The sequence below is a fragment of the Blautia schinkii genome (genome assembly GCF_013304825.1).
GTDB classification, from domain to species: domain Bacteria; phylum Bacillota; class Clostridia; order Lachnospirales; family Lachnospiraceae; genus Blautia_A; species Blautia_A schinkii_B.
In genome coordinates this window covers 1-25,031 of the sequence record NZ_JAAWUO010000011.1, presented here as the reverse complement: position 1 = coordinate 25,031, position 25,031 = coordinate 1, and the positions used below count along the sequence as shown (strand labels likewise).

25 protein-coding genes, 1 tRNA gene, 1 rRNA gene, 1 pseudogene and 1 riboswitch are annotated in these 25,031 nt (G+C 43.9%); of the genes and pseudogenes, 23 read left to right on the top strand and 5 right to left on the bottom strand.

Features of this window, described 5'->3' with window-relative positions; genetic code table 11:
* The first annotated feature begins 15 nt into the window (after positions 1-15).
* The 4 genes from HFM85_RS09590 to HFM85_RS09575 are packed head-to-tail and all read left to right on the top strand — an operon-like array spanning position 16 to position 3,787.
* Positions 16-1,041: a sulfate ABC transporter substrate-binding protein gene (locus tag HFM85_RS09590; protein ID WP_173738039.1), complete on the top strand. Its 1,026-nt coding sequence runs from the start codon at positions 16-18 to the stop codon at positions 1,039-1,041.
* 22 nt (positions 1,042-1,063) lie between these two features.
* Complete coding sequence (gene cysT, locus HFM85_RS09585; RefSeq protein WP_173738040.1) at positions 1,064-1,903, top strand: sulfate ABC transporter permease subunit CysT; 840 nt, start codon at positions 1,064-1,066, stop codon at positions 1,901-1,903.
* The gene (gene cysW, locus HFM85_RS09580; RefSeq protein ID WP_173738041.1) at positions 1,903-2,739 is read left to right on the top strand and encodes a sulfate ABC transporter permease subunit CysW; all 837 of its coding nucleotides are present in this window, start codon (positions 1,903-1,905) and stop codon (positions 2,737-2,739) included. The genes cysT and cysW overlap by 1 nt, the downstream gene beginning before the upstream one ends.
* Complete coding sequence (locus HFM85_RS09575) at positions 2,729-3,787, top strand: sulfate/molybdate ABC transporter ATP-binding protein (RefSeq protein WP_173738042.1); 1,059 nt, start codon at positions 2,729-2,731, stop codon at positions 3,785-3,787. Before cysW ends, HFM85_RS09575 begins: the two co-directional genes overlap by 11 nt.
* 91 nt (positions 3,788-3,878) lie before the next feature.
* On the opposite strand, the gene HFM85_RS09570 is transcribed toward HFM85_RS09575, so the two are convergent.
* Together HFM85_RS09570 and HFM85_RS09565 are read right to left on the bottom strand one after the other, a co-directional pair.
* Positions 3,879-4,826 (bottom strand): serine hydrolase domain-containing protein, encoded by a 948-nt coding sequence (locus tag HFM85_RS09570; protein ID WP_173738043.1) that lies wholly within the window; start codon positions 4,824-4,826, stop codon positions 3,879-3,881.
* A 20-nt stretch (positions 4,827-4,846) separates the two neighbouring features.
* Positions 4,847-5,680: a MurR/RpiR family transcriptional regulator gene (locus tag HFM85_RS09565; RefSeq protein WP_173738044.1), complete on the bottom strand. Its 834-nt coding sequence runs from the start codon at positions 5,678-5,680 to the stop codon at positions 4,847-4,849.
* Between the two features lie 260 nt (positions 5,681-5,940).
* Between HFM85_RS09565 and HFM85_RS09560 the strand changes: the two genes are divergently transcribed.
* Complete coding sequence (locus HFM85_RS09560) at positions 5,941-7,287, top strand: APC family permease (RefSeq protein WP_173738045.1); 1,347 nt, start codon at positions 5,941-5,943, stop codon at positions 7,285-7,287.
* A 5-nt stretch (positions 7,288-7,292) separates the two neighbouring features.
* A complete protein-coding gene (locus HFM85_RS09555) occupies positions 7,293-8,225 on the top strand; it encodes a serine hydrolase domain-containing protein (protein ID WP_173738046.1) in 933 nt (310 codons plus the stop codon).
* A 261-nt stretch (positions 8,226-8,486) separates the two neighbouring features.
* Here HFM85_RS09555 and HFM85_RS09550 read toward each other — a convergent pair.
* Positions 8,487-8,881: pseudogene (locus HFM85_RS09550) on the bottom strand (transposase); the annotation flags it as partial.
* Positions 8,882-9,054: 173 nt separating this feature from the next.
* Here HFM85_RS09550 and HFM85_RS09545 point away from each other — a divergent pair.
* From HFM85_RS09545 to HFM85_RS09525, 5 genes are all read left to right on the top strand, one after another.
* A complete protein-coding gene (locus HFM85_RS09545; RefSeq protein WP_173738047.1) occupies positions 9,055-10,173 on the top strand; it encodes an Ig-like domain-containing protein in 1,119 nt (372 codons plus the stop codon).
* Positions 10,174-10,380: 207 nt separating this feature from the next.
* Positions 10,381-10,488, top strand: a riboswitch (TPP riboswitch).
* Positions 10,489-10,749: 261 nt separating this feature from the next.
* The gene (gene thiS / locus HFM85_RS09540; protein WP_144092642.1) at positions 10,750-10,953 is read left to right on the top strand and encodes a sulfur carrier protein ThiS; all 204 of its coding nucleotides are present in this window, start codon (positions 10,750-10,752) and stop codon (positions 10,951-10,953) included.
* Positions 10,954-11,131: 178 nt separating this feature from the next.
* Complete coding sequence (locus HFM85_RS09535; protein WP_118170203.1) at positions 11,132-11,917, top strand: thiazole synthase; 786 nt, start codon at positions 11,132-11,134, stop codon at positions 11,915-11,917.
* A gap of 164 nt (positions 11,918-12,081) precedes the next feature.
* Positions 12,082-13,323, top strand: coding sequence for a 2-iminoacetate synthase ThiH (thiH, locus tag HFM85_RS09530; protein ID WP_173738048.1), 1,242 nt, complete (start codon positions 12,082-12,084; stop codon positions 13,321-13,323).
* Between the two features lie 405 nt (positions 13,324-13,728).
* Positions 13,729-14,745 (top strand): sulfate ABC transporter substrate-binding protein, encoded by a 1,017-nt coding sequence (locus tag HFM85_RS09525; protein WP_173738049.1) that lies wholly within the window; start codon positions 13,729-13,731, stop codon positions 14,743-14,745.
* A gap of 162 nt (positions 14,746-14,907) precedes the next feature.
* Here the strand turns inward: HFM85_RS09525 and HFM85_RS09520 are convergent, their stop codons facing one another.
* Both HFM85_RS09520 and HFM85_RS09515 read right to left on the bottom strand, forming a co-directional pair.
* Complete coding sequence (locus HFM85_RS09520; protein WP_173737979.1) at positions 14,908-15,192, bottom strand: hypothetical protein; 285 nt, start codon at positions 15,190-15,192, stop codon at positions 14,908-14,910.
* A gap of 60 nt (positions 15,193-15,252) precedes the next feature.
* On the bottom strand, positions 15,253-15,417 hold the full coding sequence (locus HFM85_RS09515; protein WP_243251517.1) for a hypothetical protein: 165 nt from the start codon (positions 15,415-15,417) through the stop codon (positions 15,253-15,255).
* A gap of 197 nt (positions 15,418-15,614) precedes the next feature.
* On the opposite strand from HFM85_RS09515, the gene HFM85_RS09510 reads away from it, so the two are divergent.
* The 12 genes from HFM85_RS09510 to HFM85_RS09455 form a co-directional block, all read left to right on the top strand.
* Complete coding sequence (locus tag HFM85_RS09510) at positions 15,615-16,853, top strand: O-acetylhomoserine aminocarboxypropyltransferase/cysteine synthase family protein (RefSeq protein WP_173738057.1); 1,239 nt, start codon at positions 15,615-15,617, stop codon at positions 16,851-16,853.
* 38 nt (positions 16,854-16,891) lie between these two features.
* Positions 16,892-17,755 (top strand): 4Fe-4S binding protein, encoded by an 864-nt coding sequence (locus HFM85_RS09505; protein ID WP_173738050.1) that lies wholly within the window; start codon positions 16,892-16,894, stop codon positions 17,753-17,755.
* Entirely contained in the window at positions 17,748-17,993 is a 246-nt protein-coding gene (locus HFM85_RS09500) for a sulfurtransferase TusA family protein (protein ID WP_015526613.1), read from the top strand. Before HFM85_RS09505 ends, HFM85_RS09500 begins: the two co-directional genes overlap by 8 nt.
* 12 nt (positions 17,994-18,005) lie before the next feature.
* The gene (gene thiS, locus HFM85_RS09495; RefSeq protein ID WP_021650460.1) at positions 18,006-18,215 is read left to right on the top strand and encodes a sulfur carrier protein ThiS; all 210 of its coding nucleotides are present in this window, start codon (positions 18,006-18,008) and stop codon (positions 18,213-18,215) included.
* On the top strand, positions 18,215-19,021 hold the full coding sequence (gene thiF, locus HFM85_RS09490; protein ID WP_015526615.1) for a thiazole biosynthesis adenylyltransferase ThiF: 807 nt from the start codon (positions 18,215-18,217) through the stop codon (positions 19,019-19,021). The genes thiS (HFM85_RS09495) and thiF overlap by 1 nt, the downstream gene beginning before the upstream one ends.
* A gap of 37 nt (positions 19,022-19,058) precedes the next feature.
* The gene (locus HFM85_RS09485) at positions 19,059-19,475 is read left to right on the top strand and encodes a M67 family metallopeptidase (RefSeq protein ID WP_021976043.1); all 417 of its coding nucleotides are present in this window, start codon (positions 19,059-19,061) and stop codon (positions 19,473-19,475) included.
* A 5-nt stretch (positions 19,476-19,480) separates the two neighbouring features.
* A complete protein-coding gene (locus HFM85_RS09480; protein WP_173738051.1) occupies positions 19,481-21,187 on the top strand; it encodes an adenylyl-sulfate reductase subunit alpha in 1,707 nt (568 codons plus the stop codon).
* Positions 21,171-21,482 (top strand): 4Fe-4S dicluster domain-containing protein, encoded by a 312-nt coding sequence (locus HFM85_RS09475; RefSeq protein ID WP_119240734.1) that lies wholly within the window; start codon positions 21,171-21,173, stop codon positions 21,480-21,482. The genes HFM85_RS09480 and HFM85_RS09475 overlap by 17 nt, the downstream gene beginning before the upstream one ends.
* A 56-nt stretch (positions 21,483-21,538) precedes the next feature.
* A complete protein-coding gene (cysD, locus tag HFM85_RS09470) occupies positions 21,539-22,441 on the top strand; it encodes a sulfate adenylyltransferase subunit CysD (protein ID WP_173738052.1) in 903 nt (300 codons plus the stop codon).
* A gap of 1 nt (position 22,442) precedes the next feature.
* Positions 22,443-24,128 carry a sulfate adenylyltransferase subunit 1 gene (locus tag HFM85_RS09465; RefSeq protein WP_173738053.1) on the top strand — a complete coding sequence of 562 codons (1,686 nt, stop codon included), beginning with the start codon at positions 22,443-22,445 and terminating at the stop codon, positions 24,126-24,128.
* A 265-nt stretch (positions 24,129-24,393) separates the two neighbouring features.
* Positions 24,394-24,481, top strand: a tRNA-Ser gene (locus tag HFM85_RS09460).
* Between the two features lie 336 nt (positions 24,482-24,817).
* Positions 24,818-25,031: ribosomal RNA gene (locus HFM85_RS09455) — 16S ribosomal RNA — on the top strand; the annotation flags it as partial.

The window sequence follows — 25,031 nt, the reverse complement described above, 5'->3', positions numbered from 1 at the left end:
GGGAGTACATAGATCATGAAAAGAAGACGGATCGCAGGAGTCTGTATCGCACTGGCAGCAGTTGTGCTTGCAGGAACTATTGCAGTATCAGGTAATAATACAAAAGATAAAAATCACGTGGAGATCATTAATGTGTCATATGACCCGACAAGAGAATTTTATGAGTCATATAATAAGATCTTTTCAGAATACTGGAAGGAAAAAACAGGCCAGACAGTTGATGTGATCCAGTCTCATGGCGGTTCCGGCAAGCAGGCACTTGAGATCGCAAACGGACTTCCGGCAGACGTGGCAACACTTGCCCTGGAATATGATATTGATGCGATCCAAAATGCCGGCATGATCGACAGTGGATGGATCAATGAATATCCGGATGACAGTGCTCCGTACACTTCAACCATTGTATTTCTGGTGCGAAAAGGCAATCCAAAGAACATCCATGACTGGGATGATCTGACAAAGAATGGCGTGGGAGTGATTACACCGAATCCGAAAACTTCAGGTGGTGCCCGCTGGAACTACATGGCAGCCTGGGCTTATGCCAATGCAAAATACAATGGAAATGAAACAGAGATGAAAGCTTTTATAAAGAAGCTTTATCAGAATGTTCTTGTTTTGGATTCAGGAGCAAGAGGCGCAACAACTTCTTTTGTGGAAAACGGTCAGGGTGATGTGCTGATCGCCTGGGAAAACGAAGCATTTCTTTCTGTGAGGGATAATCCGGATGATTACGAGATCGTAACACCGAGCATCAGTATTCTGGCACAGCCGTCCGTAGCAGTTGTAGATGAGAATGTGAAAAAGCATGATAACGAAGCTGCGGCGCAGGCTTATCTGAAATATCTGTATTCCGATGAAGCACAGGAGCTGATCGCTGAGAATTATTACAGACCGGTAAAGCAGAAGATTTTGAAAAAACATGCAGATACTTTTAATCTGAAAGTGAAGCTGACAACTATCAAAGATTTCGGCGGCTGGGATGAAGTGCAGAAAAAGCATTTCGCAGATGGCGGAGTGTTTGATGAGATTTATGAAGAATAGGTGAGAGTGAGGGGAGACAGAAATGAAGAAACAACAGAGTAAACGGGTGATACCAGGCTTTGGACTGACAATGGGAGTGACTTTGGCGATGCTGAGTATTGTGGTTCTGATTCCCCTTGCATCTCTGGCAGTTTATTCAGCGCGGCTGGGATTTGGAGAATTTATCCAGGTGATCACGAGACCTAGAGTTTTGTCCGGATTTTATGTAAGCTTTATTACCGCATTTGCAGCGACAGTGGTTAATGCCATTATGGGACTGATCCTTGCGTGGGTGCTGGTGAGGTATGATTTTCCGGGAAAAAGGATCATGGATGGAATGATCGAGTTGCCATTTGCGCTGCCAACAGCAGTTGCCGGTATTTCACTGACATCACTGACATCCGATAAAGGAATTGTGGGAAGTTTTTTTGCAAAGTTCGGAATTAAGATCGCGTATACCAGGATCGGTATCACGGTGGCTCTGATCTTTGTGGGAATTCCGTTTGTAGTCCGTGCTATTCAGCCGGTACTGGAGAAACTGGACGGGTCCTATGAGGAGGCGGCACGTGTTATGGGTGCAAAACCATTCACCATTTTCCGAAGAGTAATTTTTCCCGAGCTTCTGCCGGCAATGCTTTCCGGGGCGGGACTTGCTTTCGGACGCTGCCTGGGAGAATATGGAAGCGTTGTTTTTATCGCAGGAAACAAACCCTATTATACAGAGATCACGCCGCTGATCATCATGTCAAAGCTTCAGGAGTTTGATTACGAAAGCGCAACATCTATTGCACTTGTCACACTGGCAGTTTCATTTCTGATCCTGTTTGGCGTGAATCTGGTGCAGGCAAGAAATACGAAACGTATCAGAGGGAGGGATGCATAATGGATGAAAAAAAGAAGCAGGCTTCCGGGCCGGTGAAATGGATCCTTATCGGGATTTCCGTGATCTTTCTTTTTGTGATGCTGGTACTGCCTCTGGTGGTTGTTGTAACCCAGGCGCTGAGCAAGGGCTGGCAGTGTTACGTGCAGGCGGTGACAGATGAGTACACGCTGAAAGCGCTGAAGCTGACCATTGGAGCGACGGCTGCGGCTGTTGTATGCAACACGATCTTTGGTCTGTGTGCGGCATGGGCAATGACCAGATTTCATTTTCGGGGAAAAAAGCTCCTTACCACTTTGATCGATGTTCCGGTTACAGTATCACCGGTTATCGCAGGTCTTATCTATATTCTGGTTTTTGGAAAGCAGAGTCCGCTTTATTCTGTACTTGAAAAAGTGGGAATTCAGATTGTATTTGCTGTTCCGGGAATTATCCTGGCAACGATTTTTGTTACGTTTCCATTTGTGTCCAGAGAGATCATTCCGGTGCTGGAATCTATCGGATCAGATGAGGAAGAGGCAGCAGCTCTGATGGGAGCAAAGGGCTGGACGATTTTTACCAAAGTAACTTTTCCGCATATTAAATGGGCGTTCCTTTACGGCGTTGTATTGTGTACGGCGAGAGCAATGGGAGAGTTTGGTGCAGTGTCTGTGCTGTCCGGACATCTCCGTGGAAAAACCAATACACTTCCACTTCATGTGGAGATTCTTTATAACGAATTCCAGTATGTTCCGGCTTTTGCGGTTTCTTCGATCCTGGTGATCCTGGCGGTGATCCTTCTGATCGCAAGAAATGTTCTGGAGCATAAGGGAAAGGGGGAAAAAGGCGATGTACGTTGAATTAAAAAATATCAATAAAACATATGGAGATTATAAGGCTTCTGACAATGTAAGCTTTGGCATCGAAAAAGGTAAGCTGATCGGTCTTCTGGGCCCCAGTGGAAGCGGAAAAACTACAATTCTCCGTATGATCGCCGGTCTGGAGCAGCCGGACAGCGGGGAGATCATCATTGACGGAAGAGTGGTCAATGATGTTCCGGCCAGTGAGCGTGGTATTGGATTCGTGTTCCAGAACTATGCCCTTTTCCGGTATATGACGGTGTATGATAACATTGCTTTCGGCCTGAAGGTACAGAAGGCAGATAAAAAATATATTAAGCAGCGTGTTACGGAGCTGGTAGAGCTGATCGGGCTGAAAGGGCTGGAGAAAAGATATCCAAGTCAGCTGTCCGGTGGTCAGAGACAGCGAGTTGCTTTTGCGAGAGCCCTTGCTCCGAATCCGCAGTTGCTTCTTCTTGATGAGCCTTTTGCGGCGATTGATGCGAAGATTCGTACAGAGCTTCGAAGCTGGCTGAAGGATATGATCGAGAAGCTGGGAATCACCAGTATTTTTGTTACCCATGACCAGGATGAGGCTATTGAGGTAGCAGATGAGATCATCATTACCAACCGTGGACGTATCGAGCAGAAGGGAACACCGCTGGAGGTTTACCAGAATCCGGATACAGCGTTTACGGCGGGATTTTTCGGTCAGACTTCTGTGATCGATGATTACCAGGTGTTCAATCACTTTGAGGAAGTTCCGGGTGGTGAAAAAGCTATTGTGCGGCCGGAATTTGTGAAGGTGACGAAGAAAAATGAGGAGCAGAAATATAAGAGTTCTGCAACAGAGGGTGTTGTAGAGCGAGTTGCTTTCCGTGGAAGCAGCCTGGAACTGAAAGTCCGGGTAGGTGACACTGTGTTAAGTGCCAGAAGAAGTCTGGACGAAGAACCCGTCCGGGAAGGCGAAGTTGTGGATGTGTTTGTGCAGAGAATCTTCGTGACGAAGGGGAATGAAGCAGTGCTGCTGCAAAACACAGCTATGGTTGAGGATTGGTTGGTTATATAAAAAAATGCCGCGGGAGCGGCATTTTTTTATGAGCAAGTAGCGTTAGCGGATTGCGAATATCATATGATGAGGCCGCGGAAGCGGCATTTTTTTATATATGTGAAATTTTCACACCGTAATATTCTGCAAGAGAATCCACCAGGTCATCACGGATTTTTTTGTGGTCATTGCCATCCAGGGACATGACACAGGATACCATCTGATGTTTTTTGTCAATGATGCAGTATTGGCCGTAATTGCCGGACAGGATCAGAGTATCTTCCATAGGTCCCATATATATGAAATATCCATAACCATAGCTCTGGTAATCTGGATGTTCCGTCAGTGGATTGTAAGAATCAATGTGTTTCTGACAGGCATCAATAACGAATTTTTTTGGGACGATCTGTTTTCCGTTCAGGGAACCCTCATGCAGAAGCAGATGTCCAAAACGAGCCAGTTCATCAATTGTTAGATACAGTCCGTTAGCTGCCATGCAATGTCCTTGAGGGCAAAGGGTCCAGTCAGGATTCGGAATACCAACCGGTTCAAAGAAACGATATCGCAGATAATTCAGCAGACCCGTTCCGGATTTCTCTTCCAGAAGAACAGACAAAATATAGGAACAGAAATTGCTGTACACAAAATGAGTACCGGGTGTATAGGGAAAAGAATCATTCTGAAAGAAATATCTTACCCAGTCCGTTTCCCTGTATCGTTCCGGTCCATCGCAGAAAAAGAGCGGATCGTTCTGCCCGGATGACATGGTAAGAAGATCACGAATCTTTATTTTGTAAAGATTTTCGGAAGGATTTGACGGAAAATATTTTTCAAACCAAGGATAAATATATTCATCAAGTGTGATCAGTCCTTCACGTTCTGCGATACCTGCAGCCATTGCAACAAAGGGCTTGCTGACAGACCATATATTTAATCGGGTTTTTACCGGAAAAAGTCTGAATTCTTCTTTTAAAACGTCATTTTTGTATATCTGGGCATAGATAATATTGGAATGATGCTGTTTCGATTTTTCCAGGAAAATATCTAAAATTTCATGCATGATAATCCCCCCTGAAATTATTATTCGTAAAAAAGATCAAAGTCTGAATAAAGTTCTTCCAGGTCATGAAGTCGTGTACTGATGGATTTGCACCTGGTTTTTCGGATTTTTGCAACAATACTGTCAAACAGACAATAGAGGCATGAGAAGGAGTTAAATCCCATTTCATTGAGATTGATTTCTGTAATGATAGCGTGGTCTGCCAGCGCCCATGCCGGTGATGAAATGCTGTCTGTGACGGCGAGTATCTTTGCACCATGGTTTTTGGCAATCTGTGCATATTTCAGAGACCATTTGGTATAGCGGGCAAAAGAGATCAGAAGAACAACTGTATCCTCGGATGCTTCTGTGAGATATTCGAAATTGGAATCGTAAAATTCGTGAACCACCTTGGTATTTCCAAGAAGCTGATTCAGCAGAGTTCCCATCCAGAGTGCTGCACTGTAAGAGGAACGGGCACCGACAATCAGACGTTTTTTCGCATTGGTCAGATGAGTAACGATCTGATCCATATCTTCCTGATTCAGGTGGGAAGCCCAGTTTTCCATGGAATGGAGCTCTTTTGCAATGATGTTCTGATAGAAATTTCCGTTATCCAGTGTGTCATCTGATGTAGTTGTGGGAATGGAAAGGATGTCATTCTGTACAGTTCTCTGCATTTCAGAAAAACTTTCAAAACCCAGAGAATAAGCAAGGCGTATGATAGTGGTTTCGCTTACGGAAATTTCCTTGCTGAGTTTCGCAAGGGTGGAATAACTGAAAGAATCAAGGTGTTGTAATATATATTCGGCAACTTTCTTCTGGCCAGCAGAAAGAGAAGATATTTTTTCACGGATCAACTGTTCTACTTTCATGAAAAACCTCCTGTTTTGTGTAGTTTGTATAATGAATTATAACAGGCGCAAAGTTTAATTACAATATAATAGAGTAAATAATTCTTCTGAAACAAAATAAAATGTAAATAATGCACAATTAAAAAGATGGATTTTTAATGATATTGTCAATAGAAATTCTGAATTTTAAATGATAATATAGCATTAAATAATTCATATGACGTCAGAAAAAGAATTAAATACACTACCAATATTACGATTTATATGCAAGGGGGGCTTTTATGTCATCAACAGCAAAGGAAGTAAAAGAAAAAACAGGTTATCTGAAACGAAGTGATCTTTATACGATCGGTGTAGGACAGGCAATTGGTTCAGGAGTTCTGACATTGATCGGTCCGGCAATTCTGCTGACAGGACAGTCAGCGTGGCTGGCGTATGTAGCTGCATGTATCTGGGGATTTATGATGATCGCACCGATTCCGTGGATCACATCTACATTGAAACTTGGAGGAGGATTTTATTCTCTGGTAGGAGATATGGCCGGCAAACGAGTTGCCGGTATGTATGCAGTAGGATTTTTGCCACAGACGATCAATCTGGCGACTTATGGTGTGGCAATTGGTATGTATGCAAATTCCCTGTGGTCGCAGATTAATGCGAAATGGTTTGGAATTGCAGCCCTGAGTGTGTTCTTTGCCATCAATCTGTGTGGTGTGGATGTAATGGCGAAGGTACAGAAAATTCTGGTTATCCTGCTGTTTGTTGCACTTGGTCTGTTTATTGTTCTGGGATGCCTCCAGCTGAAAAATCCGGTGTTTGAGTTTACAGCACCAGACTTTTTCTCCAATGGTCCATCCGGATTCTTTTCCGCAATCATGCTGTATGTATATTCAACAAACGGATATTCCTGCATTATGAATTATGGTAAACAGGCAAAAGAGGCACATAAAGATATTCCAAAGGCACTTCTGTACTGTATTCCGACACTGATGGTTGTATATGGCGGTGTTGCAATTGTAGCAAGTGGTGTGCTTCCTCTGGATCAGGTAGCCGGACAGCCGCTTACCCTGGTTGCAAAAAATATTTTAAATCCGGCACTTTTCACAGTATTTATGATTGGTGGTCCGGTACTTGCACTGTCTTCATCCATTAATTCAACAATTTCCAATAACTGTATTCCGGTTGCACAGTCCTGTAAAGATGGATGGCTTCCGAAATCATGGGCAGCTCAGAATAGAAGAGGGGCTTACTGGAAACTGATGACATTTACTTATCTTATGGGAATATTACCTGTGTTACTGGACTTTTCTATCAGTGATGTTGTAAATAATATTATGCTTCTGGCATCAGCACTGGCATTTCTGCAGATTTATGCTTATTTCCAGCTTCCGAAAAAACATGCAGAAGCATGGGAAAAATCACCAATGCATATTTCTAACGGAAAATATTATTTCCTCTGCTGTTTGAGCCTGTTTGCATATATCTGCATTTTTATCAATTCTTGCAGAAGCCTGAAACTTCCGGTAGTAATCATCAGTCTGATAGCCATTGTAGTATGCATGGCTTACGGATGGTTTAGAAGTGTAAGTCCTGATGTAAAGATGGAAACAAGTGTGTGGGAGGATTAATGTTTATGAATAAAGACCAGAACCTGATCAATGAATTTGCTATCAAAACTTTAAAAGAAAATCTCAATGTTATGTATGCGCAGATATGGCGTGAAGGACAGTTAACGGCAGAATATAAAAGAATGCCGGTGAAAACACGCCTGAATACCTGGTCTGCATGCAAAGGCGTGGTATCCTGTGCAGTGGGAATTGCACTGGATGAGGGATTGATTCAGCTGGATGAGAAGATCGTTGATATTTTTCCGGAGTATGTTCCAGAAAAAACAGAAGGATATCTTGGTGATGTGACTCTGGAAAATATGCTGACAATGACTACCGGTCTGGAAAGCTCGCTGTTTTTCTGTGACTGGCCGGAACGTTATACAACGCCGGACTGGATCAGATATTTCTTTGAAAATGCGAAGGTTGTAAATAAACCAGGAACTCAGTGGCTGTACAGTAATTTCAATACTTATATGATCAGCTGTGCTATTGAAAAACGTGCGGGTGTCAATCTTCTGGAATATCTGAGAAATCGATTTTTTGAACCATTGGGAATTGGAAATCCGGACTGGACTTTGTGTCCGAAAGGTCATGTACATGCGGCGAATGGTCTTTATGTAAATATTGATGAGTTCACCAGATATGGACAGATGATTCTTCATAAAGGAAAATACAATGGAAAACAGTTGGTGCCGGAAGAATATATGAAAGTTGCGACTTCCAATCTTGTAGACAATTCAGCGGCAGGAAGCCCGGGAAATCTATATTCCGGTTTTGGATATGGATATCAGTTTGTAATGAATCCGGAAGCTGGTTCCTATCGATCTGATGGAAATTATGGTCAGTTCTGTCTGGCGTTTCCTGACAAGGATGCAGTAGTAACTGTAATGTCTCTGGAGGGGGATTTCCAGAAAATAGGAAATCATCTATGGACTACAGTGGTTCCGGAATTGTAATATATTCTGGTTGACAAATCCGTGGGGAAAGCATAAGCTAATCCCATCTTCGACAGTTGAATAAAAATAAAGTGGCAGAAACTCTTGATTTTACAAGGGCATTGAAAAAGGGCGTGTGAAAAAATGAGAAATCATTTTGGAGCACGCTTCTTTCTATGCTCTTTTAAGCCAAATCGTAGAATTGAGGAGAGATTCAGAGAATACTTTCCCCTCTCATCATAAATTCGGTTGTTTTTGAAATTATGCGGTTGTTTTTACTTTCATTCTTTTGTACCACCGGTCATTTTTCATGATTTCAAAAGTTCCTTCTGCCTGAATGAAACGATTCGTTCTGAATAATGCTCCCTGAATACTTTCCAGATTACGGATCACTTCTTGGTACATTACCGTCAACTCCTGATTGACCCGTACTGTACGGTTTCCTTTTGCCTTTTTGTATTTCTCTGCATAAGGACATCCGCTACAGGATATTTTGGATAAAAGCCATAGGTCTCATGAAATTTTTTCATGAGAGGAATAAAACAGTCCATATCTGAACGGTACCTGGATTTTTCAGTTGCTTTTTTCCATACCCAGGAATGCTTGTTTGCATTTGCTTCAAATTTTGATTCATCTATATATAAGTGCTGCAGATCGACGTGCTCGGCTTCAAAGATTTTTTGTAGGCTATGTTTTTTTACAGCTCCTTTTTCTGCCATTGTAAAAACTGCCGAATTTCACCGAAAGCCCCGATTCGGCGAAAAATATCATAGCAGGAATATTCCCCATAATGTATACTATATTTGTTAGGAAATCCAGATACACCACAAAGCAGAAAGGAAAAAAGCGTATGAAAAGAAATTGGAAAAAAGCTTTATGTGGCATTTTGACAGGTTTTATGCTTGCGACGGCGGCACCAGCTACGGTTCCGGAGCTGATCAGCGTGGCAGAAGTACAGGCGGCAGTAACTGTAGCAGCGCCGGCCATGTCTTCTATTAAGATCGTCGGAAAGAATAAGATCATTTTCAGCTGGAAACAGGTAAAAGGAACAGCCGGATACCGTGTATACCGCAAGTCCGGAAACAGCGGATGGAAAGTAGTAAAAACCATCACAGGAAGTAAGAATGTTACATTTACCGACACAAAAGTAAGCACCGGAGCACGTTATACTTATACGGTAAAAGCTTACCGGAAATCCGGAAAAAATATAATCTGGAGTAGCTATAATAAAAAAGGCCTGACAGCGATTGCAGGGCTGAATTCTCTTACCCTGAATAAGACCAGCCTGACACTGACACCGAAAAAAACTTATACACTGAAGATCAACGGCACCAGTCTGAAACCGTCATGGAAGAGTAGCAACACAAAGGTTGTCAGTGTAACTTCAGCCGGAAAGGTCACCGCAGTAAAAACAGGAACAGCGAATATCACAGCGATCCTTGGCGGCAGAAAATTCACCTGCAAGGTTACTGTAAAAAATCCTGCATCGGCTAACGCAAAACTGACGCAGAATTATGCCAAACTGAAAAAATATATCAGTCAGAAAGGCAGATATATCGAAGACGGAAGTCAGTTTATAAATGTCAAAGTAAATGAAGAAAGTACTCTGATGATCGGCTATTTGAAGAAAGAAGATAAGATAGATATTGGAATGCTGATTTCTGTGCCTTCAGATGGAGTCCTTGCCGGACTGGATATTATCGGAAACTGTGTGAAATCTGATACGGTCAGTGTGAAGTCCGCCCTGTCTTCGGATGGAGTCTTTGTGCTGCTGACTTCTTCCACAAAAGCATCTGCTTATAAAGGTCAGAATCTGACTTTCCTGTATACAAACGGAAAAAAAGCGATGACAGATCTGCAGGATTCTTCCAACATTATGATGAAAGCGACAATGATAGCAGCAAATGCTTATCTGAAAAAGAATTTAAACCTGACAATGAATGATCTGGGATTCACTGCTTATAAATAAAAGTTACTGTTCACTCCGTTCTCAGCAACACGCTTCGCGATGCACAGGATTTATGCTAATCGCATAAATCCGCGCGGTATGTCTCGGGTTTTCTGTGACCTTCGCTCACAAAAAACACCTCGCGGAATATTACCAGTGAACAGTAACCAAATAAAACCAAAATTTATTATTCTTGACATGAAGCAGAATCGGAATTATACTAAACCGTGTAAATAACAGGGGAGCTTGTGATGGCAGGCTGAGAGGAAGTCTTCAACTTCGACCCTTATACCTGATTTGGATAATGCCAACGTAGGAACGTATAAGATGAATTTACGGGAGATACCTTGGTGTATCTCCTTTTTTATTGGATGCGGATGTTTTATCCGCCTGAATATACGTAAGATCAGGATTTACAGAGAAATATTTTACAATTAAACATGGGAAATTTTGAGAGTGAACAGAGTTCATGAAGGGGTGCACCACCGCGGGTGTATTTCTTTGTGAACTCTTTTTTTACGGATTGCGAATATCCGATTGACCGGAAGAGATTGAGAATTACTTCTGACTTGGCGAAATTTCCGGAAAGGAGCGATTATGATCACAGTAAATGGTGAAAGCAGAACACTGGAAAAGCCGGTGACAGTAACTGAATATCTGGAAGCATGTAACTATGTTCCGGTGCAGGTGGTAGTAGAGCTGAATGAAGAGATCATCAAGAGAGAGACTTACGACACGACCGTGCTGAAAGACGGAGACGTTGTGGAAATCCTGCAGTTTATGGGCGGCGGAAGCTGCTGAGACAGAAAGAATAAGAACGGATACAGAAATTCCTGTTCAGAAGTCTGAAGATGGGCAGGAATATCCGGCTGTGGGATGGGCAGAATCGCAGAAAATTGCTGCCTTGAAATTGAATAGCTGAGCAGTTATTGCAGCTGAAATACAATGCAGATAAATAACAGAAAGGTGGACATAAAAAATGACAACAGCAAACACAAATGAAGACAAATTGATCCTGGGAGGCCATGAGTTTACTTCCCGTTTTATCCTTGGTTCAGGAAAATTTTCTCTGGAGCTTGTAAAAGCATGTATTGAAAAAGCAGGAACTCAGATCGTAACACTTGCCCTGCGACGTGCAAATGAGGGTGGACTTGCAAACATTCTTGACTATGTACCGAAGGATGTTACGCTTCTTCCGAACACATCAGGAGCCAGAAATGCTCAGGAGGCAGTCCGCATTGCAAGACTTTCCCGCGAGCTTGGATGCGGAGATTTTGTAAAGATCGAAGTTATCCATGACTCCAAATATCTTCTTCCGGATAACTATGAGACCATCAAGGCAACAGAGATCCTTGCAAAAGAGGGCTTCGTAGTAATGCCGTACATGTATCCGGATCTGAATGCAGCCAGAGATCTGGTAAACGCAGGAGCAGCCTGTGTAATGCCGCTTGGTTCCCCAATCGGTTCCAACAAAGGAATCTGCACAAAAGAATTTATCCAGATCCTCATCGATGAGATCGACCTTCCAATTATCGTAGACGCAGGAATCGGCCGTCCGTCACAGGCATGTGAAGCAATGGAAATGGGCGCAGCAGCAGTTATGGCAAACACAGCTATCGCAACAGCAGGAGATGTCCGTGTTATGGCGGAAGCCTTTAAGAAAGCTATTGAGGCAGGAAGAAGTGCATACCTTTCCGGCATGGGAAGAACTCTTGAGAGAGGTGCAAGTGCATCTTCACCGCTGACCGGATTTCTGCATGAGTAAAATTGATAAATGAATGATTGAACGCAGAACACTAAGCGGGGCAGGAGCTGCCTGTGCAGTGAATCGCAGGTATTGTCTGGTTTCAATTGAAATTGAGTTTATGGATATGCATCAGTGAGAAACAGAACATTGCTGCAATATATGAGAGGAGCGACATAAGAGTAATGGCAGAAACAGTACAGGCCAGTCAGCAGGACGGCCATTTTAATGAAAGTATCGTAAATGAAGAAATTCTGGAAGATATGAAAAAGAACCGTATTGATCATATGAAGTACCTTCCGGATATGGAACAGCTGGAAGAATCTGATGTAATGGATCAGGTTATTACCGCAATGAACGCATATGATTATGATAAATACACAGAAGCAGATGTACGCAGGGCACTTGCTCATGACAACCGTACGCCGGAGGATTTTAAAGCCCTGCTTTCACCGGCAGCACTTCCACTTCTGGAAGAAATCGCACAGGCTGCACGGATCGAGACAAGGAAGCATTTTGGAAACAGTATCTGCATGTTTACACCGATCTATATTGCAAACTACTGTGAGAACTACTGCATTTACTGCGGATTTAACTGTCATAACAAAATCCGCCGTGCACAGCTGAATGCAGATGAGATCGAAAAAGAAATGGCAGCCATTGCAGAAACCGGACTTCAGGAGATCCTGATCCTTACCGGTGAGAGCAAATCCAAATCCAATTTAGAATATATCGGAAAGGCCTGTGAGATTGCCCGGAAATATTTCAAGGTAGTCGGCCTTGAGGTATATCCGATGAATTCTGATGAGTACGCATATCTTCACAAATGCGGCGCAGATTATGTAACTGTTTTTCAGGAGACCTATAATTCTGATAAGTATGAGACACTGCATCTGGCAGGACATAAGAGGATTTTTCCATATAGATTAAATACTCAGGAGCGTGCGTTAAAAGGCGGCATGCGAGGCGTTGGTTTTGCGGCACTTCTGGGACTGGATGATTTCCGGAAGGATGCTTTTGCAACCGGATATCACGCATATCTTCTGCAGAGAAAATATCCACACGCAGAGATTGCTTTTTCCTGCCCAAGACTTCGTCCGATCATCAACAACGACCGGATCAATCCGAAGGATGTCCACGAACCGCAGCTTCTGCAGGTAGTTTGTGCATATCGCCTGTTTATGCCGTTTGCAAGCATTACCGTATCTACCAGAGAGTGCGAGCGTGTCCGTGACAATCTGGTGAATATTGCTGCAACAAAGATTTCCGCAGGTGTCAGCACAGGAATTGGAAGCCATGTAGATGATATTGAGGATAAAGGTGATGACCAGTTTGAGATTTCAGACGGAAGATCTGTGGATGAAGTTTTTAATGCACTGAAAGATCATGGTCTGCAGCCAGTGATGAATGATTATATCTATCTGTAAAGAAAAAATTTATGTTCTTGGGTATGCGACAAAGTGGATTTTGAACATTCGCTTAATATAAACCTGGAACGATTACATAGGTGTCAGGGGATAATTTTTGTGGAATATGTGGAAAACCATCCACTCGAAAAAGCGATTTTTCAGGACGGGTGTGGATAACTGTCTTGCAAGGCTGATTGCGTTTTCACAAAAGCTTTCAACGGCGATAAATATATGTAAAAAAGAGTGAGAAATATATGGATAACAGCTGAAAATCAGTATAAAAACCTGTGAAATTAGCAAAAAGATCCCTGTTTCTGAAATCTCCTGAAAACGGTTTCCAATCTAACAGTTTTCATATGGACTTACTCATGTTTATAATAGCCCCAACAACAAAACACGAGGCAAACACAGGAGGTAAGTATTATGAAAAGAAGATGGAGATCAGCAGTAGCAGCTCTTGCAGCAGTAGCGGCATTTGGAAGCCTTACAGGAGTGACAACCTATGCGGCGGACAGCGTCAGCATTACAAATGTATCTTATGATCCGACCAGAGAGCTTTACGAACAGTACAATAAGATTTTTCAGGAACACTGGAAAGAAAAAACAGGCCAGGATGTTGAGATCACGCAGTCCCATGGTGGTTCCGGCAAGCAGGCACTTGAGGTTGCCAACGGACTGGAAGCAGATGTGGTAACACTGGCACTGGAGTATGATGTGGATGCGATCCAGGATGCAGGACTCATCGATGACGGGTGGGTGGACAAATTTCCGGAGGACAGCTCTCCATACACTTCGACTATTGTATTTCTTGTGAGAAAAGGAAATCCCAAGAATATCAAGGACTGGGATGATCTGGTAAAGAAAGATGTAGGTGTGATCACACCAAACCCGAAAACCTCCGGCGGAGCAAGATGGAATTACCTGGCAGCCTGGGCCTATGCAAAAGATAAATATAACGGAGACGAAGATAAGATTAAAGAATTCATCGGAGATCTTTACAAAAACGTACTTGTCCTTGATACCGGAGCCAGAGGTGCAACAACTTCATTTGTAGAAAACGGACAGGGAGATGTGCTGATTGCCTGGGAAAATGAAGCCTATCTTTCCGTAAAAGATTATCCGGACGACTACGAAATCGTAACACCAAGCATCAGCATTCTTGCACAGCCGTCAGTAGCAGTAGTCGATAAAGTCGTAGACAAAAGAGGCACCAGAGATGTGGCAGAGGAATATCTGAATTATCTCTATTCCGATGAAGCACAGCGGATCGCAGGTGATAATTATTACCGTCCGTCAAATCAGGATATTCTGAAGGAATACTCAGATGTGTTTGACCTGGACATCAATCTTGTCACCATTGATGATTTCGGCGGATGGAAAAAGGCACAGGAAACACATTTTTCAGATGGAGGGATTTTTGATCAGATTTATGAAGGATAACCGATAGAAGATATGATCAGATAGAACAACACAAAGGAGCTGCAGAACAATGAAGACTCAAGTTCTGCAGCTTCTTTTGTGTAAATATGATGTGCCTTTTGCAACGGAGATACAGCTATGAATCTTCCGGTCTGCAAAATAACGGCAGAAGGGGCAGGGGGATCAGGTATGGCTTCCTTCGGTCAGGGAACAACCATCCATCATACGGATTCCGTTTATGGTATCCAGATAGGTGTCATACATTTCCTTCCATTCGTCAGAGGCATCCTCGGAGTACTGGCTGATGGTGGACAGAAGATCGTATTTTTTGCGGTACCAGTAATCTCCGTTTTCATCCTGCCAGATGTACTGACCGTCATCGGTTGGCGGGTCAGAAGCGAGGACCGGGACTGCAGATATGGAAAGAGCGATCGCACCTGTTAAAAGAAATAAGATTTTTTTATGCATAGGCACCTCCTGATAAATTGTGCAGCAGTTGTTCAGTTACTGTCTACGGATCATAAATTTTTACAAAATAATCTCCAGCAGAGAAACGATCAGAGCCCGTATTTTTTCCAGCATCAGCACGGTAAAGATAATGGCAAACACGAAGAAGGCCGGCATACCGCCATGATATCCGCCGCTGGTAAAAAACATCACCGGAAAAACGATGAGAAAGATCAGGCTGATCACAGTGCCTCCCAAGGCGAGAATGTTGAACAGCCGGACGCGGAAATCAAGGGTGGGGCTGTAATTCCCGTAATTGATATAATTGTACCATGCTGCTGTATAGTTGTGTACACAAAAAAATACATTTAATCCAGTTTTCCTATTGACATACTATGAATAGTAGGCTAATATAAGTGTCAACAAAAGAAAGGGAAGAGGCTATGAACGAATACGGCTTTAATACAGGGCTGCTCCACGGCACCAATGAGAAATATCCACAGGGAGCCACACAGGTTCCGATCTATCAGAGCAGCGCATTCCGGCATGACAGCGCGGAAGACCTGGAGAAAATTTTTGACAATAAAAAAATGGGCTTCTCCTATACAAGGATCAACAATCCTACGGTGGAGTCCTTTGAGAAGAGAGTGACTATGCTGGAGGATGGAATCGGCAGTGTGGCCTGTGCATCCGGAATGGCAGCGCTGACTAATGCGTTTCTGAACATTCTTCAGGCTGGAGATGAGATCGTAGCAGCCTGCGGACTGTACGGCGGAACTGTGGAGCTGTTCGATGATCTGAAGCCTTTCGGGATTTTCGTAAAATATGTGAAAGAGAATAAGCCGGAAGCTTTTGAGGCAGAGATCACAGAGAAGACGAGACTTGTTTTCGCGGAGACCATCGGAAACCCCAAGCTGGACGTTACCGATATCCAGGCGGTTGCAGAAGTGGCACATAAGCATGACGTACCGCTGATCGTAGACAATACCGTGGCAACACCGTATCTGATCCAGCCACTGAAGCTTGGAGCTGACATCGTGGTTCATTCCTCTTCCAAGTATATTAATGGAAGCAGCGATGCCATCAGCGGCATTCTTGTCTGTGGTAAGGGTCTGAAATGGGACCCTGACCGATATCCGGGACTTGCTCCATACCGGAAATTCGGACCATTTGCATACATCGCCAAGCTTAGAAACGGACTTTTCCGGAACACTGGCGCGTGTCTTGCTCCGCAGAATGCTTTCCTTAATAATCTGGGACTGGAAACCCTGGGACTTCGAATGCAGAGACAGTGTGACAATGCACTGGAGCTTGCGAGATTTTTACAGGGCCTGGGTGGTGACATTGAAGTAAATTATCCGGGACTGGAAGAAAGCCCTTATCACGAAATTGCGGAAAAGCAGTTCAGGAATGGCTACGGAGCTATCGTAACCGTAAGAACCGGAAGTAAGGAGAAGGCTTTTTCTATTATTAATTCATTGAAGATCCCACTGATCATCTCCAACATCGGAGACACGAAGACACTGGTCATTCATCCTGAATCCACCATCGCGGCACACATTTCCGACGAAGAGAAGCTGCAGTCCGGAGTATTCGAAGACCTGATCCGTATCAGTGTGGGAATTGAAGATATTGAAGATTTAAAGAGAGATTTTAAAGAAGCGATAGAGAGTAACAGATAAAATCGATAGCTGCACGGCAGAGAAATGGAGAATTCGTTATGACAAAAGTAGATTACGCTACATTAAAAAAAGGTGGTTTCATGAGACAGAAGCAGAAAAATAATTTTTCTCTTCGTCTTGCCTGTGTAGGCGGTACGCTTACAGCAGAGAATCTTAAGAAGATCGCAGAAGTAGCTGAGAAATATGGTGACGGATATGTACATCTTACTTCCAGACAGGGAGTTGAGATCCCGTTCATTAAATTAGATGATATTGATGATGTAAAGGATGATCTTGCGAAAGGCGGATGCAAGCCCGGTGTCTGCGGACCGAGAGTTCGTACAGTTACAGCCTGCCAGGGCAACGCTGTCTGTCCAAGCGGAAATATCAACAGCTATGACATTGCGGTGAAATTAAATGAGAGATATTTCGGAAGAGAGCTTCCTCATAAATTCAAATTCGGTGTTACCGGATGTCAGAACAACTGTCTGAAGGCAGAGGAGAATGATGTAGGAATCAAGGGAGCAGCCCAAGTCAGCTGGAAAGAAGACGCATGTATCCACTGTGGTGTCTGCGAAAAGGCCTGCAGAGAAAACGCTATCTCCTTTGAGGATGACAAGCTGGTGATCGACACAGAGAAATGTAACTACTGCGGCAGATGTGCAAAATCCTGTCCTGTAGATGCATGGGATGTAAACGAAGCATATATCGTTTCCTTTGGCGGAACGTTTGGAAATCACATCAGCAAGGGACAGGAATTCCTTCCACTGATCACCTCTGAGGAGCAGCTTTTCAGAGTGACAGACGCAGCGATCCAGTTCTTTGATGATCATGCAAATCCGGGAGAACGTTTTAAATTCACCATCGACCGGGTAGGTGCTGAGAAACTTCAGGAAGTTTTGAAAGGAGCATACAATGGCTGATATTAAGATTGATGATACAGTAGATATTACCGATGTGGTCTGCCCGGTAACCTTTGTAAAAGCAAAGGTAGCACTTGAGGAGCTGGATGACGGACAGATCCTGGCGATCAAAATGAACGATGGAGAGCCGGTACAGAATGTGCCGAGAAGCGTGAAGGAAGAAGGACATCAGATCCTGAAGCTCGAGGACAACGAGGACGGAACGTATACACTGATCGTAAGAAAAGTTGAAGAATAGGAGAACAGAGAAATGACAATCACAGTTGCAGGAAATAAAAAAGAGTACGAAGATGGACTGAAGCTTACAGAGCTTATTGAGAAAGAGGATATCGAAAGTCCTGAGTATGTAACCGTAACTATCAACGATGAATTCATCAGCAAGGCAGACGTTCCGGAGACAGAGGTAAAGGACGGCGATGTTGTTGAGTTCCTGTACTACATGGGAGGAGGCGCAAGATAATGGCTTTTACAAATGAGCAGCTTGAGCGTTACTCCCGCCACATCATTCTGAAAGAGGTCGGAGTAAAAGGCCAGAAAAAGCTTCTGAATGCAAAGGTTCTGATCATCGGAGCCGGCGGACTTGGAGCACCGGCAGCCCTCTACCTTGCAGCAGCAGGTGTGGGAACAATCGGGATCGCGGATGCAGATGAGGTGGATCTTTCCAATCTTCAGCGACAGGTCATCCACACAACTGCAGATGTAGGCAAGTTGAAGGTAGAGTCCGCGGCTGAAACAATGAAGGCCATCAACCCGGATGTTACCGTAAATACATATCATACCTTTGTAGATTCCAGCAACATCATGGATTTGATCAAAGATTACGACTTCATTCTTGACGGAACGGACAACTTTCCGGCAAAATTCCTGATCAACGATGCCTGTGTAATGGCTGAGAAGCCGTTTTCACATGCAGGGATCATCCGTTTTCAGGGACAGCTGATGACTTACGTTCCGGGACAGGGCCCATGCTACAGATGTGCATTTCAGAGCCCGCCGCCAAAGGATGCCGTACCGACCTGTAAGCAGGCTGGCGTGATCGGAGCTATGGGCGGAGTGATCGGAAGCCTTCAGGCAATGGAAGCGATCAAGTATATCATCGGACAGGGCGATCTCCTTACAGGAAGACTTCTCACTTACGATGCACTGAAGATGACTTTCCGTACCGTGAAGCTTCCGAAGAACCATCATTGCCCAGTATGCGGCGATGATCCAACGATCACAGAGCTGATCGATTATGAGCAGGCTGTGTGTGAATTGAAACACTGAAAATTAAGTATAGAAACCCATTGGAGGCTGCGAAGAAATGCTGAAATTAAAAAAAGAAGATTACGAGAAAATATTAGATCACTGCAGAAAAGGACTTCCCAATGAGTCCTGCGGCCTTCTGGGCGGGACCATTGAGGGCGATGTAAAAACCATCGAGAAGGTGTATCTGCTGACAAATATTGATGAAAGCAACGAACACTTTTCCATGGACCCGAAGGAACAGCTGAGCGCGATCAAAGATATCCGTCAGAACGGATATCAGATGATCGGAAACTTTCATTCTCATCCGGAGTCTCCGTCAAGGCCTTCCGAAGAAGATAAACGACTTGCATTTGACCCGAACATTGAATATCTGATCCTCTCCCTTATGGATGCAGAAAATCCGGTGTTGAAGGCCTTTGGCGTAGATAAAGAAAAAAATGTAACTGTACATGAGATTCAGATAACAGAGTGATGAGTATGAAAAACAGATTAAACATAAAGGAAATTACAACCGATGTGCTGATCATAGGTGGAGGTACCGCAGGCTGCTATGCGGCGCTGGTTCTCTCAGAACAGAAAGCCGGCAGGGTACTGATCGCAGAAAAAGCAAATATTAAACGAAGCGGTTGTCTGGCAGCCGGTGTTAATGCCATCAATGCCTACATTGTAAAAGGCCGCAAGCCTCAGGACTATGTAGATTATGCCACAAAGGATGCCGCCGGGATCGTAAGGCAGGACCTTCTTCTTACAGCAGCGGAGAATTTCAACGAAGTTACCGCAAAGATGGAAAAGCTTGGGCTTGTGATCCTGAAGGATGAAAATGGCGATTATGTAGCCAGAGGAAACCGTAACATCAAGATCAACGGTGAAAATTTCAAACCACTTCTTGCGGATGCAGTTCATAAAGCTGAGAACGTAGACGTTCTGAATTATGTAAATATCACAGACCTTCTTGTAAAAGACGGACAGGTTTACGGAGCAGTTGGTTTCTCTATTATGGAAGAAACTGCATACATTATCCGGGCAAAAGCAGTTCTTGTTGCAACAGGTGGAGCGGCTGGACTTTATAAACCGAACAATCCGGGATTTTCCAGACATAAGATGTGGTATCCGCCGTTTAACACAGGCGCCGGATACGCAATGGGAATTCTGGCAGGTGCGGAGATGACGTCCTTTGAGATGCGTTTTATCGCACTTCGCTGCAAGGATACCATTGCTCCTACGGGAACCATCGCACAGGGTGTTGGCGCAAAACAGATCAATGCAGCAGGCGAGATCTATGAGACAAAATATGGACTGACCACAAGCGAGAGAGTTTATGGAACAGTCCGGGAAAATCAGCTTGGTCACGGACCGTGTTACCTGAAGACTACAGGGATCACGAAGGAACAGGACGAAGATCTTCTGAAGGCTTATCTCAACATGGCACCGAGCCAGACTCTGAAATGGATCGAAAGCGGAAAGGACCCCAGCGAGCAGGATGTTGAGATTCAGGGAACAGAGCCGTATATCGTAGGCGGTCATACAGCCAGCGGCTACTGGGTAAATACAGGCCGTGAAACCACGGTAAAGGGGCTGTATGCTGCTGGTGATGTTGCAGGCGGATGTCCGCAGAAATATGTGACAGGAGCTCTTGCAGAAGGAAAGCTTGCAGCATTGGATATGGTGAAACAGTTTGGTGCAGGAACTCTGAAAGCGGCTGATATTCAGACAGAGGCGGCGATCAAGGTTCAGGAAGAGAAGATCCTTTCCCGGTATGAAAAGTTCCGTAATGAAGATGCACCGGCATTTTCCATTGAGGAGCTTGAGGAAGCTATGCAGAAGGTCATGGATGAATATGCGGGAGGAATTGCTTCCAATTATCAGTTTAATGAGAAGCAGCTTGCTCTTGCAGATGAAAAAATCCTTCAGCTTCAGGCTCTTGCCGAAAAAACAGCGGCAGCAGATATGCATGAGCTGATGTTTGCATACGAACTTCGTGAGCGTCTCATTGTGTGCCGTTCACTGATCGCTCATCTGAAAAACCGCAAAGAGACCAGATGGCATTCTTTCAACGAAAATCTGGATCATCCGGAAACAGATGAGAAATTTTATAAATATGTAAATTCGAAACTGGAAAACGGCGAGATCAGGATGATTTTCCGTGACATTGTAAAGGAGGACACATATGAGCATACGAATTGATCAGAAAAAATGTGTTGGTTGCAGAAAATGCAGTGAAGTATGTCCGGGAACTCTGATCGTCATGGAAGACAAAAAAGCCGTGATGAAATATCCGAAAAACTGCTGGGGCTGCGTTTCCTGTGTAAAGGAATGTAAAGCCGGTGCCATCGACTTTTTCCTTGGTGCAGATATCGGCGGTAACGGAAGTATCATGAATGTAAAAAGCGAAGGTGATATCCTTCACTGGATCATTACAAAAACGGACGGTTCTACCTCCGTGATCGATGTGAATCGACGGAATTCGAATAAATATTAGACCAGAAGATAAGTGCTGCCGGTTTTGGCGGCCGGAACAGGAGGATGAGATCAGATATGAGTGGATTATCACATTTGGATGAGCTGGAAGCAGAGGCAATTTATATCATCCGTGAAGTTGCAGCAGAGTGCGAGAAGCCGGTAATGCTTTATTCTATAGGAAAAGACAGTTCTGTAATGCTTCATCTTGCAATGAAAGCTTTTTACCCGGAGAAACCGCCATTCCCGTTTCTTCACGTAAACACAACATGGAAATTTAAAGAGATGATCGAGTTCCGTGACAAAACCGCGAAGGACCTGGGAATCGAAATGCTTGAGTACATTAATCAGGATGGTGTGAAGCAGGGAATCAATCCTTTTGACAGTGGTTCCGCATACACAGATATTATGAAAACACAGGCTCTGAAGCAGGCCCTTAAGAAATATGGTTTCACAGCTGCATTTGGCGGTGGTCGTCGTGATGAGGAGAAAAGCCGTGCAAAAGAGCGTATCTTTTCCTTCCGTAATGCAGAGCAGGCCTGGGACCCGAAGAATCAGCGTCCGGAGATGTGGAAACTTTATAATACTGAGATCAATAAAGGTGAAAGTATCCGTGTTTTCCCGATCTCCAACTGGACTGAGACTGATATCTGGCAGTACATTAAGAGAGAAAATATCCCGATCGTTCCTCTTTATTTTGCAAAAGAGCGTCCGATTGTATACAGAGACGGAAATATTATCATGGTGGATGACGACAGAATGCGCCTGAACCCAGGTGAGGAGCCGCAGATGAAAAAGGTACGTTTCCGTACACTCGGATGCTATCCACTGACAGGTGGTATCGAGTCTGACGCGGAGACACTGGACGAGATCATTGACGAGACTTTAAGCTCTGTGGAATCTGAGAGAACTACACGTGTTATCGATTCCGACGGCGGAGCTGCCAGCATGGAAAAAAGAAAGAGAGAGGGGTACTTCTAGGATGAGCGGATTACTGAAATTTATCACTTGCGGAAGTGTAGATGATGGAAAATCTACACTAATCGGTCATATTCTTTATGATTCCAAGCTTTTATATGCGGATCAGGAAAAAGCCCTTCTTCTGGACAGCAAGGTAGGTTCCAGAGGAGGCGCCATTGATTATTCTCTTCTTCTGGATGGTCTGATGGCAGAACGTGAGCAGGGAATCACTATAGATGTTGCGTATCGTTATTTTACAACAGATAAGAGAAGCTTTATCGTTGCGGATACTCCAGGGCATGAGGAGTATACAAGAAACATGGCGGTTGGAGCTTCCTTTGCTCAGCTTTCCATTATTCTTGTGGATGCGAAGCAGGGTGTTCTGGTGCAGACAAGGCGTCATGCACGTATCTGCGCTCTGATGGGTATTCATCATTTCGTCTTTGCTGTTAACAAGATGGATCTTGTTGATTACAGTGAGAGCCGTTTTAATGAGATTGTAAAGGATATTAATGAGCTTTCTGAGACTCTGGGGCTTCAGGATGTTGTGATCATTCCTGTCAGTGCTACAGAGGGTGATAACGTAACGAAGAAGTCTCCGAATATGCCCTGGTATATGGGTAAAGCTCTTCTGGAGCATCTTGAGACTGTGGATGTTTCAGAGGCTGAGAATGTCAGTGAGTTTTATCTGCCTGTTCAGCGTGTTTCTCGTCCGAATCATGAATTTCGCGGCTTCCAGGGCCAGATCGAGAGTGGCCGGGTTCGTGTAGGTGATATCATCACAACGCTTCCAAGCAACGAGACAGCGGCTGTTAAGACGATTCTGGTGGGCAGTGACAATCGTGAAGAGGCTGTTGCAGGCCAGGCTGTTACGATCCAGCTGGATAAAGAGGTGGATGTAAGCCGTGGCTGTGTTCTTACCAATAGTGATGAGATTCCAGTGGCAAAGGGCTTTGAGGCTACGCTTCTCTGGATGGATGATTCCAGGCTTGAAGTGGGCAAGGAGTATCTTGTGAAGCTTGGTACAAAAAAAATCGCAGGTGTGGTTAAGAGTATTGAGTTTAAGACGGATGTAAATACCGGTGAGCATCTGCATGCAGATACAATCGAGAAGAATGAGATCGCTTTGTGCAGGATCGGTCTTTCTGATAAGGTTGTGCTGGATGAGTTTAAAAAGAATAAGACTATTGGTGAGCTGATCATGATCGACCGTGTGAGCCATATGACTTCTGCATGTGGTGTTGTGGAGTCGGTTGATACTGAGGGAGAGAAGCCTTATTTCCAGAAGGATGACGTGAAGGTTGGCGGTTATATTTTTGAAGAGTTCTATTTTAACCTTGAGAATGCACTGCTTTCCAAAGCGGATAAAGAGGTTAAGACTTATCATGTAGGGGATACTGTGCCTGTTGAGGGTGACAGCTTTGAATATCCGGGCTATTTTGATATTGTTTCTCTGGAGGATAATGCGGCTGTTCTGATCCGTGATAAGAAGGTACTGGATATTATTCCGTTAGACAAGTATGCCTTTATGGGACTTCCTGTTGTGGATGAGAGAGGATTTGCCCTCGAAATCCGCAGCAATGCCGATTACCAGCAGTTCCTGGATGAGTTTAAATCAACTGATAATAAGTCAGAGTTCCATAATAAGTGGTTCAAGTTTGAGACCTACAGAAAGATTGTCTGCACAGATAATTTCTGGATGATCTGATAAAAAAATATATCAATAATACTGAGAGGCCGCATAGATGTGCGGCTTCTTTTTGGGTGGATCTAAAGGCTGTAAAGCCATTAGTACTACAGTATATCCATTTTTCGATTCCATATCTATCATAGTAGAATAAAATTAATGTAAAAAAAATAAAAAAAGGTGTTGACAAATTATAGCACCTTCAGATATAATTAACCATGCGTTTCGGATGAAAACACAGAAGAAATGCGTTCCAATTTAATGAGAAATTATAAGTTCGGAGTCTGGAGAAGTACTCAAGAGGCCGAAGAGGTGCCCCTGCTAAGGGTATAGGTCGCTAACGCGGCGCGAGGGTTCAAATCCCTCCTTCTCCGTTATTTTTTTGAAAAAAATAAATTTTTCAAAAAAATGAAAAAACTTGTTGACAAATGCTTGCAGACATGATAAAGTAAACAAGCTGTCAGCGAGACAGAGATTCATCAAAAAAAGAGTTTGAAAAAAGTTGAAAAAAGTACTTGACAAACGATTTGAGATGAGATAAAATAAACGAGCTGTCTGAGAGACAGACGCAACAAACCTTGATAACTAAACAGTGAAACACATACGATTCTCGAAAATTTCTTTACATTTAAAGAACGGTTTAAACAAACCAAAAGCAGTAAAAACGAGAGATAGCCAAACGGTTGTCTTGAGTAAAAGATTCAAACACTTTATCAGAGAGTTTGATCCTGGCTCAGGATGAACGCTGGCGGCGTGCTTAACACATGCAAGTCGAACGGGAAACCTTTTATTGAAGCTTCGGCAGATTTAGATTGTTTCTAGTGGCGGACGGGTGAGTAACGCGTGGGTAACCTGCCTTGTACAGGGGGATAACAGTCAGAAATGACTGCTAATACCGCATAAGCGCACAGAGCTGCATGGCTC

Bases quoted from the DNA above. Each gene is read 5' to 3' on its own strand.
- HFM85_RS09590 (WP_173738039.1), top strand. From the start codon at position 16: ATGAAAAGAAGACGGATCGCAGGAGTCTGTATCGCACTGGCAGCAGTT.
- cysT (WP_173738040.1), top strand. From the start codon at position 1,064: ATGAAGAAACAACAGAGTAAACGGGTGATACCAGGCTTTGGACTGACA.
- cysW (WP_173738041.1), top strand. From the start codon at position 1,903: ATGGATGAAAAAAAGAAGCAGGCTTCCGGGCCGGTGAAATGGATCCTT.
- HFM85_RS09575 (WP_173738042.1), top strand. From the start codon at position 2,729: ATGTACGTTGAATTAAAAAATATCAATAAAACATATGGAGATTATAAG.
- HFM85_RS09570 (WP_173738043.1), bottom strand. From the start codon at position 4,826: ATGCATGAAATTTTAGATATTTTCCTGGAAAAATCGAAACAGCATCAT.
- HFM85_RS09565 (WP_173738044.1), bottom strand. From the start codon at position 5,680: ATGAAAGTAGAACAGTTGATCCGTGAAAAAATATCTTCTCTTTCTGCT.
- HFM85_RS09560 (WP_173738045.1), top strand. From the start codon at position 5,941: ATGTCATCAACAGCAAAGGAAGTAAAAGAAAAAACAGGTTATCTGAAA.
- HFM85_RS09555 (WP_173738046.1), top strand. From the start codon at position 7,293: ATGAATAAAGACCAGAACCTGATCAATGAATTTGCTATCAAAACTTTA.
- HFM85_RS09545 (WP_173738047.1), top strand. From the start codon at position 9,055: ATGAAAAGAAATTGGAAAAAAGCTTTATGTGGCATTTTGACAGGTTTT.
- thiS (WP_144092642.1), top strand. From the start codon at position 10,750: ATGATCACAGTAAATGGTGAAAGCAGAACACTGGAAAAGCCGGTGACA.
- HFM85_RS09535 (WP_118170203.1), top strand. From the start codon at position 11,132: ATGACAACAGCAAACACAAATGAAGACAAATTGATCCTGGGAGGCCAT.
- thiH (WP_173738048.1), top strand. From the start codon at position 12,082: ATGGCAGAAACAGTACAGGCCAGTCAGCAGGACGGCCATTTTAATGAA.
- HFM85_RS09525 (WP_173738049.1), top strand. From the start codon at position 13,729: ATGAAAAGAAGATGGAGATCAGCAGTAGCAGCTCTTGCAGCAGTAGCG.
- HFM85_RS09520 (WP_173737979.1), bottom strand. From the start codon at position 15,192: ATGCATAAAAAAATCTTATTTCTTTTAACAGGTGCGATCGCTCTTTCC.
- HFM85_RS09510 (WP_173738057.1), top strand. From the start codon at position 15,615: ATGAACGAATACGGCTTTAATACAGGGCTGCTCCACGGCACCAATGAG.
- HFM85_RS09505 (WP_173738050.1), top strand. From the start codon at position 16,892: ATGACAAAAGTAGATTACGCTACATTAAAAAAAGGTGGTTTCATGAGA.
- HFM85_RS09500 (WP_015526613.1), top strand. From the start codon at position 17,748: ATGGCTGATATTAAGATTGATGATACAGTAGATATTACCGATGTGGTC.
- thiS (WP_021650460.1), top strand. From the start codon at position 18,006: ATGACAATCACAGTTGCAGGAAATAAAAAAGAGTACGAAGATGGACTG.
- thiF (WP_015526615.1), top strand. From the start codon at position 18,215: ATGGCTTTTACAAATGAGCAGCTTGAGCGTTACTCCCGCCACATCATT.
- HFM85_RS09485 (WP_021976043.1), top strand. From the start codon at position 19,059: ATGCTGAAATTAAAAAAAGAAGATTACGAGAAAATATTAGATCACTGC.
- HFM85_RS09480 (WP_173738051.1), top strand. From the start codon at position 19,481: ATGAAAAACAGATTAAACATAAAGGAAATTACAACCGATGTGCTGATC.
- HFM85_RS09475 (WP_119240734.1), top strand. From the start codon at position 21,171: ATGAGCATACGAATTGATCAGAAAAAATGTGTTGGTTGCAGAAAATGC.
- cysD (WP_173738052.1), top strand. From the start codon at position 21,539: ATGAGTGGATTATCACATTTGGATGAGCTGGAAGCAGAGGCAATTTAT.
- HFM85_RS09465 (WP_173738053.1), top strand. From the start codon at position 22,443: ATGAGCGGATTACTGAAATTTATCACTTGCGGAAGTGTAGATGATGGA.